The sequence below is a fragment of the Acidimicrobiia bacterium genome (assembly GCA_040881685.1).
Classification (GTDB): Bacteria; Actinomycetota; Acidimicrobiia; order IMCC26256; family PALSA-555; genus SHVJ01.
In genome coordinates, this window is the sequence record JBBECS010000003.1 from 95397 (window position 1) to 110605 (window position 15209).

Consider the following 15209-nt stretch of genomic DNA (forward strand, 5'->3'; position numbering starts at 1 on the left):
TCGCCCACGCCGTGGTGGCCGTAGCTCAGTTGGCTAGAGCGCCGGGTTGTGGTCCCGGAGGTCGGGGGTTCGAAACCCCTCGGTCACCCCAAGATGGCACGCAGCGCAGCATCGAGCGTCGCGTGCTCGAACGGAAAGCCGCTCGATTCGAGCGCCTTCGGCACGACGCGTTGGCCCTCCACGAGCAGGTGCTGCACGAGCTCGCTCCCGTAGCGGAGCTTGAGCGGCGTGAGCGGCGTCGGTAGCACCGTCGGGCGGTGCACCGCCTTCCCGAGCGTTGCCGTGAGCTCGCGGTTCGTGACCGGGTTCGGTGCGGTCAGGTTGACGGGACCATGGAGCGAGTCCGTGCGCACCGCGTGCAAGATCGCCCGGACCTGATCGTGCAGTGAGATCCACGACATCCACTGCGCGCCCGAGGCGACGCGCCCGCCGAGGCCGAGCCGGAACGGTAGGAGCAGTCGTTTGAGCACGCCGCCGTCGCGACCGAGCACGATGCCGGTACGGATCGTGACGAGGCGTATGCCGGTGGCGACGATCGGCTGCGCGGCGACCTCCCACTGCACGCACACGTCGGCGAGGAAGTCGGTCCCCGGCTGGCTCTCCTCGGTGAGGATCTCGTCGCCGCGGCCGCCGTAGTAGCCGACGGCGGAGCCGGAGACGAAAACACCAGGCTTGTCGGCCAGGCCTGCCAGTGTCGTGGCCAGGAGCCGTGTGCCCTTCGTCCGGCTGTCGAGGATCTCCCGCTTGCGCGCCGGTGTCCAGCGCTGGTCGCCGATGCCCAAGCCGGCCAGGTTGACGACGGCGCCGAGACCTTCGAGCGACGCGGCGTCGATGGTACCGGCGTCGGGATTCCACGCGATCGCATCGACACCGGTGGGAATCGAGCGCTGTCGCAGCGCGCGGATCGGCCGGTGACCTGCGGCCGTGAGCGCGGGGAGCAGCGCGCAGCCGATGAACCCGCTCGATCCCGTGACCAGCACGTCCATCCCGTCACGCTACGTCGGAGGAACCGTCACAGTGCGATCGAGGTGCCCGGTTACGATGGCGGCCGCGCGCCCCTAGCTCAACTGGCTAGAGCAAGTGACTCTTAATCACTAGGTTCGGGGTTCGAGTCCCCGGGGGCGTACAGACCTTGACGCACAAGATTTCATGAGCGCACTCGACCCACTCGCGCCATTCCGCCTCGACGGCCGAGTCGCGATCGTGACCGGCGCGAGTGGCGGCCTGGGAGCACGCTTCGCCCGGGTGCTCGACGCGGCCGGTGCCGCGGTCGTGCTCGTGGCTCGACGGGGTGATCGCCTCGAGGAGCTCGCGACCGACCTGCGTGACGCGCTCCCGGTGGCATGCGACCTGGCCGACGAGGATGCGCCGGCACTCGTGGTGAATGCCGCCATGGAGCGGTACGACCGGGCCGACGTGCTCGTCAACAACGCGGGCGTCAACCTCGTCAAGGCGGCGACCGACGAGACCGTCGACGAGTTCCGCCGTGAACTCGACGTCAACCTCGTGGCACCGTTTGCCCTCTCACAGCTCTGCGCTCGCAGCATGATCGAGTCAGGGCGCGGCGGGTCGATCGTCAACGTCGCATCCATCTGGGCGATGGTCGGTGTCGGCCAGATCCCCGACGCTGGATACGCGGCATCGAAGGGCGCCTTGCTGAGCATGACGCGCGAGCTGGCAGCGCAATGGGCGAGGAGGGGTGTGCGGGTGAATACCCTCGCGCCCGGATGGTTCCGCTCCGAGATGACCGAGGGCTCGATGTTCGGCGACGAGGGCTCCGAGCGGTGGATGTTCGGTCGCACGCCGATGGGACGTGGCGGTGAGGAGCACGAGCTCGACGGGGCCCTGTTGTTCCTCGCGTCAGACGCGAGCAGCTTCGTGACCGGCGCAGTGCTGCCGGTGGACGGCGGCTGGACAGCCGTATGAGCCGCCGCGTCGTCCCGATCGTCGCTGCACTCGTCCTCGGGCTCGCTGCGTGCACGACGACCACCAGCACAACCGACACCATCGACGTGCCCGATCTCCCTGTCGACCTGCTGCACGATCCCGGCGCGGCGAAGCGCGCACTCGCCGACATCGAGGATCGAGTCGGGGCATCGCCAGCACAGGTCACAGAGATTTACGTCTACCCGGAATACCTCATCGTCGAGGTGCAGGATCCAAACATCGTCGATCACATCGACTCGTACACCTGGCGGGATGATTCCGTGGACAGCCCGGAACCAGTCCATCTCTCGGGATCGCAGGAGGATGTCGACGCGTCACTCTTTCCGACGACGGCCGTGAACCTCGGGGAGCTCCCCGACATCGTGCGCGCGGCAGAGCGCCGGCTCGAGCACGCACGCCCCGTCCGCATCGAGCAGGCTCGAGTGACGTCGCTCTACATCCAGCGCGACACGTCATTGGACGGGCGCGTGCTCATCCGCATCTCGATCAGTGGACCGCGGCGCAGTGGCAACGTGGTCGCGACGGCAAGCGGCGACATCTTGGAAGCCACCGTCAGCTGACGGCGGCCGTCCGCGTCCTCTGTGGTGGAACTAGGCCGCAGCCTTTTCCAGGATGTGGATCGCGCAGGACGAGCCGAGACCGATCACGTGGGCCATGCCGACCTTGGCACCTTCGATCTGTCGGTCACCGGCCTCGCCACGCAGCTGCGTGGTGATCTCAAAGACGCCGGCCGCGCCGGTCATGCCGATCGGATGACCCTTGGAGAGCAGACCACCGGATGCGTTCACGGGGGTCTTCCCGTCGCGCCAGGGTGCACCCGAGTCGATGAACTCGCCCGCACCGCCGGGCTCGCAGAGCCCGAGGTTGTCGTAGTGCAAGAGCTCGGCAGTGGCGAAGCAGTCGTGGAGTTCCACGAGATCGAGCTCATCGGGGCCGACGCCCGCCTTCTCGTAGGCCTGCTTGGCCGCGTTGCGCGTGAGCGTGTTCACGTCGGGCTGGACCTGACCGCGCTCGGCGTACGGGTCTGACGTGAGCACCGACGCGCCGATCTTTACGGCCCGCTTCTGCTGCGCCTTAGACAGCGTCTTGAGCTTGGTGTCGGACACGAGCACTACGGCCGCGGCACCGTCACCCGATGGGCAGCACATCGGCAGCGTGTTCGGGTACGCCACCATGCGCGCTTCCTTGATCTCGTCGAACGAGAACTTCTTCTGATATTGGGCGAGCGGGTTCAACGACGAGTGCGCGTGGTTCTTCTCGGCCACCTTGATGAATTGGTCGAACCCGACACCGTCGTGCTCGTACGCGTACTCCATGCCCGCTTGCGCGAACACGCCGGGCATCAACGTGGTACCGAGGATGCCCTCGGCCCCCATCACCGAGCCGTAGCGGCCTGCGGGCTCGAAGACGTGCTTCTCCGGCTTCGCCGAACCGCCCGCACCGAGCAACCCCATCTTCCCCATCTGCTCGGCGCCGATCGCGATGCCCATGTCGCACTCACCCGCGAGGATCGAGAGGTACACGGTGCGCACGGCCACCGCGCCGGTCGCGCACGCGCTCACCACGTTGTACACAGGGATCCCGGTCTGGCCGATCTGCTGCTGCACGCTTTGCCCGAGGCCGGCCATCGCCTGGAACATGTTTCCCATGCCCATGACCTGCATGTCGCGCATGCCCACGGCCGCGTCGTCGAGGGCGTCGAGCGCGGCCTCCGAGGCGAGATCGATCACGTCCTTGTCGGGATAGCGGGCGATCTTCGTCATCGACGCGCCGAGCACCCATACCGAGTCCGCCATCGAAGCCTCCTTGCCTTCTTGCGCTAGCCGACAGGTTCGAAGGCGAAGGCGATCGCTTCGGTGCCGTCGTCATCGGTACCGGCAACGAAGGTGGCCAGACGAACCTTCATGCCGAGCTTCACATGGTCGGGATCGGGCTCCGCGTTCATCACATTGGCCTTCACGGAACCTCCGCCGTCGAGATCGACGATCGAGGAGACGTACGGCACCGGAACACCGGGCGCGGCCTGATGGATGATCGAGAACGAGCGGATCACCCCCGTCGGCGCGAGGTCGCGCGACCCAAATTTCCGGGCGCCGCACTTCGCACACGCGTTGCGGCGATCGAAGTACAGGGCGCCGCACTCCTTGCACTCCTGCGCAATCAGGTGTGGCTCGTCGCCGAGCGCGAGGTACTCGACCATCGGAATCTGCTTGCCCATCGAGCGCACGCTACCTCAGGCCATCGTGGGAGACTTGACCCACGCGAGCGTGGCGGAACTGGCAGACGCGCCGGGCTTAGGACCCGGTGTCCCCTAGGGACTTGAGGGTTCGAATCCCTCCGCTCGCACACCTTGCTTCGCTCGCTTTCTGCCGGCCGGGATACCCGGCCCGCGGGCGTTCGCTAGCTGGCGAGCGCCTTCGGCGCCGCGCTACTTCTTCTTCTTCTTCTTGCGGCCTCCCAGGCGGCCCTTCTTCTTGGGCTGCTCGGCCGCGATCTCCGAGATGATGTCGGGCGCGGCTGCGTTGACGATCCCTTCGGCCTCGTCGAGGAGCGCGGCAACGTCGGTGCCCTCGGGCTCAGGCGCCGGACGAGCCGCAGCCGTGCCAAGGCTGCCGTACTGCCAGCCCGTGTCCATGCGCCGGAGCTCGAAGCGTGGGCAGTCGTCCGGGCAGCGCCAGGGTGCCTCAGGCGCCAGGTCGAGCCGGCACTTGCGCACGACCTCACCTCCGGAATACGTCCGGCTCTCGTAGTGGCGGCAGTTCGTTCGCATGGGCACGGGCCTATTCTGACCGCAGGAGCGAAGCCTCTTCGGTCGGACCGACGGCGTGCCGATGATCAAGGAAGCGTCGCACCAGGAGCCGCCTTGACCTCGTCACTCTCCGCGCCGAGCGGGGCCGCAACCGGCGGCCCGACCGCCCTCGCACTCCTCGATCACCTGTCCGACATGGTGTTCGTCGTCGACGCGCGCGGCACGCTCTGCTACGCCAACTCAGCGTGCGAGGCGTTCCTCGGGCGCTCCGTGGAAGACGTGCTCGGCACCAACGCGCTCGAGCTGGTGCACGTCGACGATCGAGGTCTTGCCATCGAGGCGCTCGCCGAGACAGCAGCGAAGGGACCCGGAATCCGCGAGCCGCTCACCGTACGGGTGGCCATGAAGGATGCCAACGCACCCGACGAGCCGATGCGAATGATCGAGCTCGTGGCCAACAACCTGCTCGACACGCCAGAGGTGCGCGGCATCGTGATCTGCGCCCGAGATGTCACCGGACGCGCCGAGACGCCCTCCGGGCGCGACGACTCCGATTTCGGCGCCGAGTTCTCGTTCGACCGGGCACCGTCGGCGTGCGCAGTGATCGATCCCGACGGGCGACTGACGCGCGTGAACCCGGCCATGATCGAGCTGACTGGATATACGGCCGCTCAGCTGATCGGCATGCACGTCGCCGAGCTCGCGCACCCCGAAGAACTCGACGAAGAGGCCACCACCGCACAACGGCTGCTCGATGGGGATGCCGACCACGACACGCACGAGCGACGACTCCAGTGCGCCGACGGCCACGCCGTGTGGGTGCGCCGCACGTTCTGGGTGGTGCGCGGCCCCGGCAACAGCGTGCACGCCGTGAACTGCGCATTGGTGGACATCTCCGAGCAACGAGCAGTGAAGGAGCACGCGCTCCAGTTGCGCGACATCCTCGAGTCGAGCCCGGAGCTCGTGTTCCTTACAGACGCGCACGGCACCATCGAGTACGTCAACACGCGCGCACGCGAGCTACTGGGATTGCAGGAAGGTGACCGTCCCAGCGACCGCCTCGACGGGTTCTTGGGCGCCGAGACCGTGGAGCGAATCCCGGAGAAGATCGAGCCTCAGCTCCTCGCGAACGGAATGTGGACCGGCGAGCTCACGCTCCTGACCACGACGGGCGAGGAGATACCCGCCGCGTGCACCGTCCAGCTCCACAAGGACGAGCACGACGTGGTCACGCTCGTGTCCGCGATCGCACACGACATCCGCGATCTGAAGAGCGCGCAACGACGGCTCGAGCACCAGGCCACGCACGACGTGCTCACGATGCTCCCCAACCGGCAGCTCTTCCAGGAGCTGGGTGATCAGGCGCTCGCCCGCGCTGACCGCGACGGCACGACGGTGGCGGTTCTCTTTCTCGATCTCGATCGGTTCAAGCACGTGAACGACTCGTTCGGACATCCCGTGGGAGACCAGCTGCTCGTCGAGGTCGCGGCTCGGCTTCGCGATGTCGTGCGCAAGAGTGACGTGCTCGCCCGCTTCGGGGGTGACGAGTTCGCGATCTGCTGCGAGCACCCGGCCGGTCAGCGCGAGATGCTCGAGCTCGCAGCACGGCTGATCGCCGCCGTGTCACCCCCGGCTCAGCTCGGCACGGCCACGGCGGAGGTCGGAGTGAGCATCGGGATCGCCATCGGCGCGGGGAGCCGGGTCACGATCGACACGCTGCTTCGCGACGCCGACGTCGCCCTGTACCAGGCGAAGGAGCAGGGCCGCGGCCGCGCGGTCATCTTCGGCATCAGCACACCCACCGAGCTCCTCTGAGTCCTACGCGAGCCAACCTTCGGCCGCGGCCAGCAGGAAGCGACTGACTCCGAGGCTGCGGTCGAGCAGCTCGCAGGACACCGCATCGCCGTCTCGTATGCGCAACAGCGAGACGTTCTGATGTGCCACGACGCGCAACGAGCATTCCGATGCTTCGGTGGCGGCGGGGATCGAGTCGATCGCAGACACCTCGAGCGGGAGGTCGGGTCCGCCGATGCCGGCGAGCTCGGTGGCCACGACGAGCAGATCGGGACCGTGTGGCAGCGGCGGCAGCCCCCACGTGAAGTTCAACGGGAACCGGTACTCGTCGGGCGGGTCGTCGCCCTCGGGACGTGCGATCACGGCGTCCTCGAAGCCGAGCAGCACGCGAGGATCGATCTCGAGTGACAGGTACAGATCGACCGGTCCCTCACAACCTTCTTCGGGGTGGGCATCGACCTCCCACGTCTGTCGGAGCGAGTAGCTCTCGACAAAGTGACGCTCGTCGTGAACGTGGAAGCCGTGCTCGACCGCGTGATCCTTGAGATCGGCAACAAAGCCTGCGATGTCGATGACTGCCATGTCGAACTTTCCGCTCTCGGCCTTGCGGCCGGGCCGCTCAGGCCCCGGCTCGCTGCACCGCAGGGTACCTGCGGCGCGGGCGCTCGCCTCTTAGGCCTCGGTCGTGGTCGTGAGTGTGCGCAACCCTTCGGCGAGCGTACGGAACGCGCGGCCTCGATGCGAGCACGCATGTTTCTCTTCAGGGCGCATCTCGGCGAACGTGCGGCCGTCTCCCTCAACGGGCACGAAGACCGGGTCGTACCCGAAGCCTCCGTTGCCTCGCGCCGCGCTGGCGATGGAACCCTCGACCGTTCCGAGCGCCGCGACCTCACGACCGTCTGGCCACCGCGCGATCGCGACGGTGGCGAACCGAGCAGTGCGCTGAGGGTCGGGAACGTCGGTGAGCCGATCGAGGAGCAGCTCGACGTTGTCGGCGTAGGACGCGCGACCACCTGCGAAGCGGGCCGAGCGCACCCCAGGTGCGCCATCGAGCGCGTCGACTTCGAGCCCGGTGTCGTCTGCGATCGCCGGCATGCCCGTGCGTGCGCAGACGTCGACCGCCTTCAGACGCGCGTTGTCCTCGAGCGTGGCGCCGGTCTCCTCGACGTCGGGGAGGGACGGGTCACGGGGCTCGAGGGCGATTGGCGCTCCGGACTCGCGCATCACGGCGTCGATCTCGGCGGCCTTGTCGGGGTTCGCAGTCGCAAGGACGAAGCGAATCTCCCTCATGTTCGTGCTCGGATCATCCTCAACGTGGCGGTGGCGGCTTTGCGAGCAGCGCGCGCTGCAAGGCGAAGAGCTCGTCGATGCCAACGTGCGCGAGCGTGACCAGCTCGTCGAGCTCGCTGCGGGTGAAGGGCAGACCTTCCGCCGTGCCCTGCACTTCGATGAAGCGCCCCGCGCCCGTCATCACGACGTTCATGTCCACTTCGGCGTTGGCGTCCTCGGAGTACTCGAGGTCCAGGTAGGGCAGACCGCCGACGATACCCACCGACACAGCCGCACATTGGTCGGTGAGCGGGTGCGCGCTGAGCTTGCTCGTGGCTACGAGCCTGGTGCACGCATCGTGGAGCGCGAGGTAGCCCCCGCAGATCGAAGCGGTACGGGTGCCACCGTCGGCTTGGAGCACGTCGCAATCAACGATCACCTGGACCTCACCCATCGTCGTGAGCTCGGTGACCGCACGGAGGGAGCGTCCGATGAGCCGCTGGATCTCCTGGGTGCGCCCCGATGGACGGCCTTTCTGAGCTTCCCGTTCGATTCGCTCGGGACTCGAACCGGGGAGCATCGAGTACTCGGCAGTCACCCAACCGCGCCCAGATCCCCGAAGCCACGGTGGCACGCGCTCCTCGACCGACGCCGTACAGAGCACTCGCGTGCGGCCAAACTCGACGAGCACGGATCCGGCGGCCATGTCTGTGTAGTCGCGGGTGAACGCGACCGGTCGGAGCTCGTCGGGCTCGCGCCCGTCTCGCCGCGCGGTCAAACCCGCATCACCAGGTGCGGCGCGGCAAGCGTGACCGCCTCACCGAACGCGTCGGAACCCTCTTCGACGGTGCGACGAGGGTCGGTGCGAGGCCAGAGGTGCGTCAGCATCAAACGTCGCGCCCCCGCCTCTCGGGCGGCCGTCCCCGCCTCCTTGGCCGTGAGGTGGATCGGCGCGGGCTTGTGGTCCTCGAGCCACGTCGCTTCCGAGAGCACGAGGTCGGCGCCGGGCGCGAATGCGCTCACGGACCAGGAGGGTCCGGTATCCGACGTGTACACGAGTCGCTTGCGGCTGCCTTCGACTTCGACGGCGTACGTGGGCGGTGGGTGGTCGGTGCGCGAAAACCGCATGGACATGCTTCCGAGCTGCACGTGCGCACCGTCTTCGATCCCATGCCACGCGAACGCACCGCCCCAGTCGCCCCCGACGAGCGTGCCGAGATGCTCGTCGAGCCCTTCCGGGGCATAGACAGGGAAGCCCTCTCGCTCGAGGCCCCACTTCATGAGCACGTGCAAGCCATACACGTCGACGCAATGGTCGGGGTGCTCGTGTGTGATGACGACGGCGGTCAGCTCTTCCGCGGAGATGTGCTGTTGGAGATGACCGAACGTGCCGTTACCGCAGTCGAGCCACACCGCCGCATCACCCTCACGGACGAGATAGCCGCTGCACGCAGCACCGCGCGGTCCACCATACGAACCCGAGCAACCGAGGACGGTCAGCTCCACGGCGTCCTCAGGTCCATAACCACTGCTCGACGTGCTCGACCTCGGGGCCGAGAAAGCGCGCGCCGAGGTGTCGGAAGGTATCGGGGTCGCCGCTGGTCACGAAGGCGCGATGGCCGGCTCGTCGTTCTGCGCCCGGAGACGGATCCCCCAAGAGCGCGCGCACCGCGGTGGCGGTCTCGTCGGCGCTGGAGACCAGCGTGACATTCGGGCCCATCACGTCGCTGATCGTACGGGCCAACAGGGGGTAATGGGTGCAACCGAGCACGAGTGTGTCGACGGACACATCCTTGAGCGGTGCGAGCAAACGCTCGGCCAGCACGTGGACCTGCTCGGATTCGACGTCACCGGCCTCGACGAACTCCACGAAGCCCGGACACGCTGCACAGGTGAGCTCGAGGTCGCCATCGAGCGATTCGGCGGCCCGCTGATAGGCACCGGACGCGATGGTCCCCACCGTGCCGATCACGCCAACTCGGCCGGACCTCGTGACCCGCGCGGCGGCGCGCATGCCGGGGTCGATCACCCCGAGCACCGGTACGGGAAGGTTGGTTTCGAGTGCATCGAGTGCCGCCGCGGCTGCGCTGTTGCACGCCACGACCACCACGCGGGCGCCCCGATCCACGAGCAGCTCACCGATCTCGAGGGCGTACTTGACCACTTCGTCGCGCGGCTTGGGTCCGTACGGGAACCGCGCGGTGTCACCGAAGTACACGACTGGCTCGTGCGGCAGGAGATCGATCATCGAGCGCAGCACCGTGAGCCCGCCGAGGCCCGAGTCGAACACTCCGATCGGGCCGTTCATGATGGCCTCCCGCCACCGGCACGCCGCAGTCGATCACCCACGGCCGCGCCGACACCACATTCGGGTGGTGCGACCGCGAAGAGCACGTCGAGGCCCAAGCGATCGGCTTCGCGCATGCGCGCGTACAGCACGCGCGCAAAATCGTCGATGTCGTTCGGCGCCTCGAGCACCACGAGCCCGTTCGGCAGTTGCGTCGGAGCGTCGAGAGCGAGAACGCCAGCGCGCTTCCCGGATGCCAAGGTCGCGTGTGCCTCCGCCACCAACTCGTCATGCGTGACGACGACGACGCTCGCGTGCGGCGAGTAGTGCACGGGGAATGTCCCTGGTGCTGCGCGCTCTCCGTCGACGCGCAGCCCGATCGGACGGCCGAGCAACGCCTCGAGGCGCTCCTTGGGGAAGCCCCCTACCCGCAGGATGACGGGCTCGGGCTCCGTGCAATCAACGATCGTAGATTCGACGCCGACGGCGCACGGACCACCGTCGAGGATCACATCGACATCGTCGTCGAGGTCATCGCGCACGTCGGCGGCGGTCGTTGGACTCACCCGTCCGAACCGGTTCGCCGACGGCGCCGCGACTCCGTCGTCGAATGCCCTGAGCAGGGCGAGCGCGACCGGCTGGTCGGGGACGCGTAGCGCGACGCCCGCGCGCCCGCCGGTCACTTCGTCGGGTACGAATGCGGCGCGGGGCACGACGACGGTGAGCGGACCTGGCCAGCAGGCTTCGGCGAGCACGGCGGCGTCGGAGGGCACGGACGACGCCCACGCCGCGAGATGGTCGGGACCGGGCAGATGCACGATGACCGGGTGGTCGATCGGCCGCGCCTTCACGGTGTAGAGACGTTGAAGCGCGTCGAGATTCCGGGCGTCGCAGCCAAGCCCGTACACGGTCTCCGTCGGGAAGGCGACAAGTCCGCCGCGACGAAGGACCGCGACGGCTTCGCTGATCTCGTGCTCGCTCGCCATGGCCCGGGCTACCAGTAGTTGATCTTCGTGGCGCGCTCGGCGACAACGTCGAGATCGTCGGTCCATGCTCCCGACGACAGGTACTTCCAACCGCCGTCGGGCAGCAGCGTGACGATCGTTCCCGACGTCATCTTCTCCGCGGCCTTCACCGCGCCCGCGACTGCAGCACCCGACGACACGCCGGCGAAGATCCCGCATTCGTTGAGGAGTCGCCGCAGCCACTCGACGGATTCGCGCGGATAGACGATCGACTTTCCGTTCAGCACCGACGGGTCGAAGATCGGTGGCACGAATCCGTCGTCGAGCGAGCGGAGGCCCGACACGAGCTCACCCGCGGGCGGTTCGACTGCGAACACCTTGATCGAGGGGTTCTGCTCCTTGAGATAGCGGCCGACACCCATGAGCGTTCCGCTCGTGCCGAGGCCGGCCACGAACACGTCGACCTCGGGGCAGTCGCGCCAGATCTCAGGGCCGGTTCCCTCGTAGTGCGCGAGTGGGTTGGCGGGGTTGCCGTACTGGAACAAGAACCGCAGGGATGGATCGTCGGCCGCCAGCTTCTCCGCGAGTCGGATCGCGCCGTTGCTGCCTTCCGGGCCTGGAGAGAGCACGACCTCGGCGCCGAAGATCTCGAGCAGCTGGCGACGTTCGACCGACACGTTCTCCGGCATCACGACCCGCAAGCGGTAGCCGCGAAGCTTGGCCACGAGCGCGAGCCCGATCCCCGTGTTGCCGGACGACGGCTCGAGGATGGTGTCGCCCGCGGCGAGCAGACCTTCGCGCTCGGCCAGATCCACCATCGTCAGCGCGATCCGGTCCTTGGACGATCCGCCGGGATTTTGGCCCTCGAGCTTGGCGTAGATGCGCACGTCGGGATTCGGCGACAGCGCGTGGATGCCGACCAGCGGCGTGTCGCCGATGACGCCCAGAATCGTCTCGTGCCGGGTCACGGCCGCGCGTAACTAGCCGCCGGCGACGGCGGGGAGTACCGAGATCACGTCGCCGTCGGCGACCTTCGTGTCGAGCGACTCGAGATACCGGATGTCGTCGTCGTTGCGGTACACGTTGACGAACTTGTGGAGCTTGCCGTCGCCGTCGACCAAATTGCCCGCGAGCCCCGGATGACGGGCGGTGAGCTCGGTGAACACGTCACCAACCGTGGAGCCGTCGGCGGTCACGGACGACGCGCCACCTGCGTGCACCCGCAGCAACGTGGGCAGCTTCACCTCGACGGCCATGTAACCACTCTACAAGCGAGACATGCGGCGACCGGAGAGAGCGGTAGGAGCGAGTACTAAAGACCGGCTACGTCCACGTCGACCTCTTCGGTGCGACCGTCGCGGATGCGGTACGCGCGCATGACTGGCTCGGCGTGCTTGAGGCTCACGATGACGTACACCCAGTGCGGTTCCATCGCTTGGCGGACATCGGTGTCAGAGGGGTACGCGTCGGTATGAGTGTGGGAGTGCCAGACGCCGACGAGCTCCTCACCCCTCGACTCGGCATCGCGCATCGAACGGAGCAGGTCGCGCGAGTCGACGGTGTAGGTGCGTGCGGATACGTCGGTATTCGTGCACGCGTAGATCGTGGTGACGTCGCCGACGACCTCACCGGTCTCGTGAACCGGCCCCGCGATCAGACCGCACGCCTCGTACGGAAGCCCGTCGTAGCAGTGGGCAACCATCCCGCGGTACTGCGCCAGGCTGAGTCGGAGCGTCGGCTCCACGAACGGCACGTCAGAGGATCAATGCGGCGCCGCGTCGCGGATCGCGCGCCACACGCGCTCGCTCGTGAATGGCATGTCGAGATGTCGAATCCCGAGGTGTGAGATCGCGTCGACGACCGCATTCTGGACCGCCGGTGTCGACCCGATGGTCCCAGACTCACCGATGCCCTTCGCGCCGAGCGGGTTGAGCGGGGTCGGCGTCTCGGTGTTCGACGCCTCGAAGCTGGGGAACTCCGCGGCGCTCGGCATCGCATAGTCCATGAGGTTCGCGGTCAACGGGTTGCCGTCGTCGTCGTAGACCACGCCTTCGTACAACGCCTGCGCCGCGCCTTGCGCAATGCCGCCGTGCTGCTGGCCGGTGACGAGCAATGGGTTGAGCACCCGACCGCAATCGTCGACCGCAATGTGGCGCAGCAGCTCGACGCGACCGGTCTCGATGTCGACCTCGACGACCGCGATGTGCGCGCCGAATGGGAACGTCGCTTCACCCTGGTTGAAGTCGATCTCGGCCTCGAGCTTCCCGTCCCAGGGTCCCTCGACCCCGGTCTTGAGCCAGTCCCATTGGCCACCCTTCCACGCGTCGGGCGCGCGGGAGAGCTCGTCGGCCTTGGTAGCGAGCTCTCCCCACGAGAGCGCGGTGGCGGGTACACCAGCGACGCCGAGCTTGCCGCTCTCGTGCACGACCACGTCCTCGACATTGGCTTCGAGGAGTTGGGCAGCGAGCCGCTTCGCCTTTTCGACGACCGCTTCGCTCGCCTTGTACAGCGCGCTGCCCGCGGTCTGGAGCGAGCGCGAGCCCATCGTGCCCATGCCGCGCGGGACCACTCCAGTGTCGGACTGGACGACTCGCACGTCTTCGATCGCGACACCGAGCAGCTCGGCGATGATCATGGCGTACGCGGTCTCGTGGCCCTGCCCGTGCGCCGACGTGCCGACGGTCGCCACGACGGTGCCGTCGGTCTGCACCTCGACCCCGCCGAACTCCTGGGACATCCCACCCGCGGTCACTTCGACGTACACGCCGATGCCGATGCCCAGCTGCTTGACGTCGCCCCGATCGCGCCGCGCCTTTTGATCGGCGCGCAGCTTCTCGTAGCCAGCGACGCGGCACGCTTCGTCGAGTGCCTTCGCGTACTCGCCGACGTCGTAGTTCGCGCCGGTCGAGGTAGAGACCGGGAAGCTCTCCGGCGCGATGAAGTTCTTTTTCCGGATCTCCACGGGATCGATGTCGAGCTCCACCGCGGCCATGTCGATGATCCGCTCCAAGAAGGCCGCCGCCTCCGGACGACCGGCTCCCCGGTACGCGCCGGTGGCGGTCGTGTTCGTGGCGACGCTGCGCGACGTCACCTCGACCTTCGGGATCTCGTAGACGCCGTGTCCCATCATGCGCGTGAGGAACGGCAGGAACGCGCCGATCGCCGGATAGGCGCCAGCGTCGCAGATGATCCTGGCCCGTACCGCCTGGATCATTCCGTCGCGGGTGAGCGCCATGTCGACGTACTGCACCTGCCCGCGCCCGTGGTTCATCGCGACCATGTTCTCCGAGCGCGTCTCCGTCCACTTCACCGGCCGTCCGAGGCGCATCGCAATCACCCCGGTCACGATGTGCTCGCAGTACGCGCCGGTCTTGGCGCCGAAGCCACCGCCGACCGCGGGGGCGATCACGCGTATCTTGTCGGGCTCGACGCCGAGCGCGGGAGCCATTCCGTCGCGCACGCCGAACGGGCCCTGGGTGGGCACGGTGACGGTCACCGCGCCATCGGCGCCGGGCTCCACGATGATGCCGTTTGGCTCCATCGGCACCGCCGCGACGCGCTGGTTCACGAACCGCCCGCTCACGACCACTTCGGCGCCGTCGAGGATCGTGGGGTCGGTCGTTGCGCCCATGACCACGAGGTCCAAAGCCTCGTTCGAGCCGTGATCCGGGAACAGCAACGGCGCGCCGTCTTCGAGCGCCTTCTCCGGGTCGATCACGACCGGCAACGGGTCGTAGTCGATGATCACCATCTCGGCCGCGTCGACCGCTTGTGCGCGGGTCTCCGCAACGACCGCGGCGACGGTGTCGCCGACGAAGCGCACAATGCCGTCGGCCAGCGGCGGGCGGCTGAACACGGCGTCGAGCATCACAAAGCCCTGCACCGGCGCGAGCTCGAGCGTGTCGTTCGTGTACACACCGACCACGCCCGGCATCGACTCGGCCTCGCTCGTGTCGATCGACGTGATCGTTGCGTGGGCCATCGTCGAGCGTACGAACACCACGTGCGCGCACCCGTCGGGCTCGAGGTCGTCGAAGTACTTCGCCTCGCCCGAGAGGATGCGTGGGTCTTCGACGCGACGGACGGGATTGCCGAGGATGGAGCCGGACTTCGCCACGGGCGAGGACTCTAATTCCCGCTCTTGGCCCTTCGGGCCGGGCCGCTAGGCCACGGCTCACTGCGCCGCAGGATACCTGCG

17 protein-coding genes and 3 tRNA genes are annotated in these 15209 nt (G+C 67.7%); 6 read left to right on the top strand and 14 right to left on the bottom strand.

All coding sequences use genetic code 11. The features are described from left to right. Positions 1-14: 14 nt before the first annotated feature. Positions 15-91 (top strand) — tRNA-His (locus WEE69_01620). Here the strand turns inward: WEE69_01620 and WEE69_01625 are convergent. Beyond that, positions 84-986 (bottom strand): TIGR01777 family oxidoreductase, encoded by a 903-nt coding sequence (locus tag WEE69_01625; protein MEX1143989.1) that lies wholly within the window; start codon positions 984-986, stop codon positions 84-86. The two genes, WEE69_01620 and WEE69_01625, sit on opposite strands and share 8 nt — an antisense overlap. A gap of 66 nt (positions 987-1052) precedes the next feature. Between WEE69_01625 and WEE69_01630 the strand changes: the two genes are divergently transcribed. The 3 genes from WEE69_01630 to WEE69_01640 all read left to right on the top strand — a co-directional run bounded on the left by WEE69_01630 (position 1053) and on the right by WEE69_01640 (position 2507). Beyond that, positions 1053-1126: transfer RNA gene (locus WEE69_01630), tRNA-Lys, on the top strand. A 23-nt stretch (positions 1127-1149) separates the two neighbouring features. After that, positions 1150-1926: an SDR family oxidoreductase gene (locus WEE69_01635; GenBank protein MEX1143990.1), complete on the top strand. Its 777-nt coding sequence runs from the start codon at positions 1150-1152 to the stop codon at positions 1924-1926. Further along, on the top strand, positions 1923-2507 hold the full coding sequence (locus tag WEE69_01640; GenBank protein ID MEX1143991.1) for a hypothetical protein: 585 nt from the start codon (positions 1923-1925) through the stop codon (positions 2505-2507). The genes WEE69_01635 and WEE69_01640 overlap by 4 nt, the downstream gene beginning before the upstream one ends. Positions 2508-2537: 30 nt before the next feature. Here WEE69_01640 and WEE69_01645 read toward each other — a convergent pair whose 3' ends face one another. Together WEE69_01645 and WEE69_01650 are read right to left on the bottom strand one after the other, a co-directional pair. Beyond that, the gene (locus WEE69_01645) at positions 2538-3743 is read right to left on the bottom strand and encodes a thiolase family protein (GenBank protein MEX1143992.1); all 1206 of its coding nucleotides are present in this window, start codon (positions 3741-3743) and stop codon (positions 2538-2540) included. A gap of 23 nt (positions 3744-3766) precedes the next feature. Next, positions 3767-4165, bottom strand: a complete 399-nt coding sequence (locus WEE69_01650; GenBank protein MEX1143993.1) for an OB-fold domain-containing protein — start codon at positions 4163-4165, stop codon at positions 3767-3769. A gap of 43 nt (positions 4166-4208) precedes the next feature. Here WEE69_01650 and WEE69_01655 point away from each other — a divergent pair. Next, positions 4209-4293 (top strand) — tRNA-Leu (locus tag WEE69_01655). Positions 4294-4375: 82 nt separating this feature from the next. On the opposite strand, the gene WEE69_01660 is transcribed toward WEE69_01655, so the two are convergent. Further along, on the bottom strand, positions 4376-4723 hold the full coding sequence (locus WEE69_01660) for a hypothetical protein (GenBank protein MEX1143994.1): 348 nt from the start codon (positions 4721-4723) through the stop codon (positions 4376-4378). 87 nt (positions 4724-4810) lie between these two features. Between WEE69_01660 and WEE69_01665 the strand changes: the two genes are divergently transcribed. Continuing rightward, positions 4811-6511 carry a diguanylate cyclase gene (locus WEE69_01665; protein ID MEX1143995.1) on the top strand — a complete coding sequence of 567 codons (1701 nt, stop codon included), beginning with the start codon at positions 4811-4813 and terminating at the stop codon, positions 6509-6511. A gap of 3 nt (positions 6512-6514) precedes the next feature. Here the strand turns inward: WEE69_01665 and WEE69_01670 are convergent, their stop codons facing one another. The 10 genes from WEE69_01670 to WEE69_01715 all read right to left on the bottom strand — a co-directional run bounded on the left by WEE69_01670 (position 6515) and on the right by WEE69_01715 (position 15128). Next, positions 6515-7072: a hypothetical protein gene (locus WEE69_01670; protein ID MEX1143996.1), complete on the bottom strand. Its 558-nt coding sequence runs from the start codon at positions 7070-7072 to the stop codon at positions 6515-6517. A 90-nt stretch (positions 7073-7162) separates the two neighbouring features. Further along, positions 7163-7780 (bottom strand): RdgB/HAM1 family non-canonical purine NTP pyrophosphatase, encoded by a 618-nt coding sequence (rdgB, locus tag WEE69_01675; protein ID MEX1143997.1) that lies wholly within the window; start codon positions 7778-7780, stop codon positions 7163-7165. A gap of 19 nt (positions 7781-7799) precedes the next feature. After that, positions 7800-8537 carry a ribonuclease PH gene (rph, locus tag WEE69_01680; protein ID MEX1143998.1) on the bottom strand — a complete coding sequence of 246 codons (738 nt, stop codon included), beginning with the start codon at positions 8535-8537 and terminating at the stop codon, positions 7800-7802. Beyond that, positions 8534-9265, bottom strand: coding sequence for an MBL fold metallo-hydrolase (locus WEE69_01685; GenBank protein ID MEX1143999.1), 732 nt, complete (start codon positions 9263-9265; stop codon positions 8534-8536). The genes rph and WEE69_01685 overlap by 4 nt, the downstream gene beginning before the upstream one ends. A gap of 7 nt (positions 9266-9272) precedes the next feature. Further along, a complete protein-coding gene (murI, locus tag WEE69_01690; GenBank protein MEX1144000.1) occupies positions 9273-10067 on the bottom strand; it encodes a glutamate racemase in 795 nt (264 codons plus the stop codon). Beyond that, positions 10064-11032, bottom strand: a complete 969-nt coding sequence (locus WEE69_01695; protein ID MEX1144001.1) for an L-threonylcarbamoyladenylate synthase — start codon at positions 11030-11032, stop codon at positions 10064-10066. Before WEE69_01695 ends, murI begins: the two co-directional genes overlap by 4 nt. 8 nt (positions 11033-11040) lie before the next feature. Beyond that, positions 11041-11979, bottom strand: a complete 939-nt coding sequence (locus WEE69_01700) for a cysteine synthase family protein (protein MEX1144002.1) — start codon at positions 11977-11979, stop codon at positions 11041-11043. 12 nt (positions 11980-11991) lie between these two features. Further along, positions 11992-12267 carry a ubiquitin-like small modifier protein 1 gene (locus WEE69_01705; GenBank protein ID MEX1144003.1) on the bottom strand — a complete coding sequence of 92 codons (276 nt, stop codon included), beginning with the start codon at positions 12265-12267 and terminating at the stop codon, positions 11992-11994. Between the two features lie 56 nt (positions 12268-12323). Continuing rightward, complete coding sequence (locus tag WEE69_01710) at positions 12324-12755, bottom strand: M67 family metallopeptidase (GenBank protein ID MEX1144004.1); 432 nt, start codon at positions 12753-12755, stop codon at positions 12324-12326. An 18-nt stretch (positions 12756-12773) separates the two neighbouring features. Beyond that, positions 12774-15128: a xanthine dehydrogenase family protein molybdopterin-binding subunit gene (locus tag WEE69_01715; protein MEX1144005.1), complete on the bottom strand. Its 2355-nt coding sequence runs from the start codon at positions 15126-15128 to the stop codon at positions 12774-12776. Positions 15129-15209: the final 81 nt, after the last annotated feature.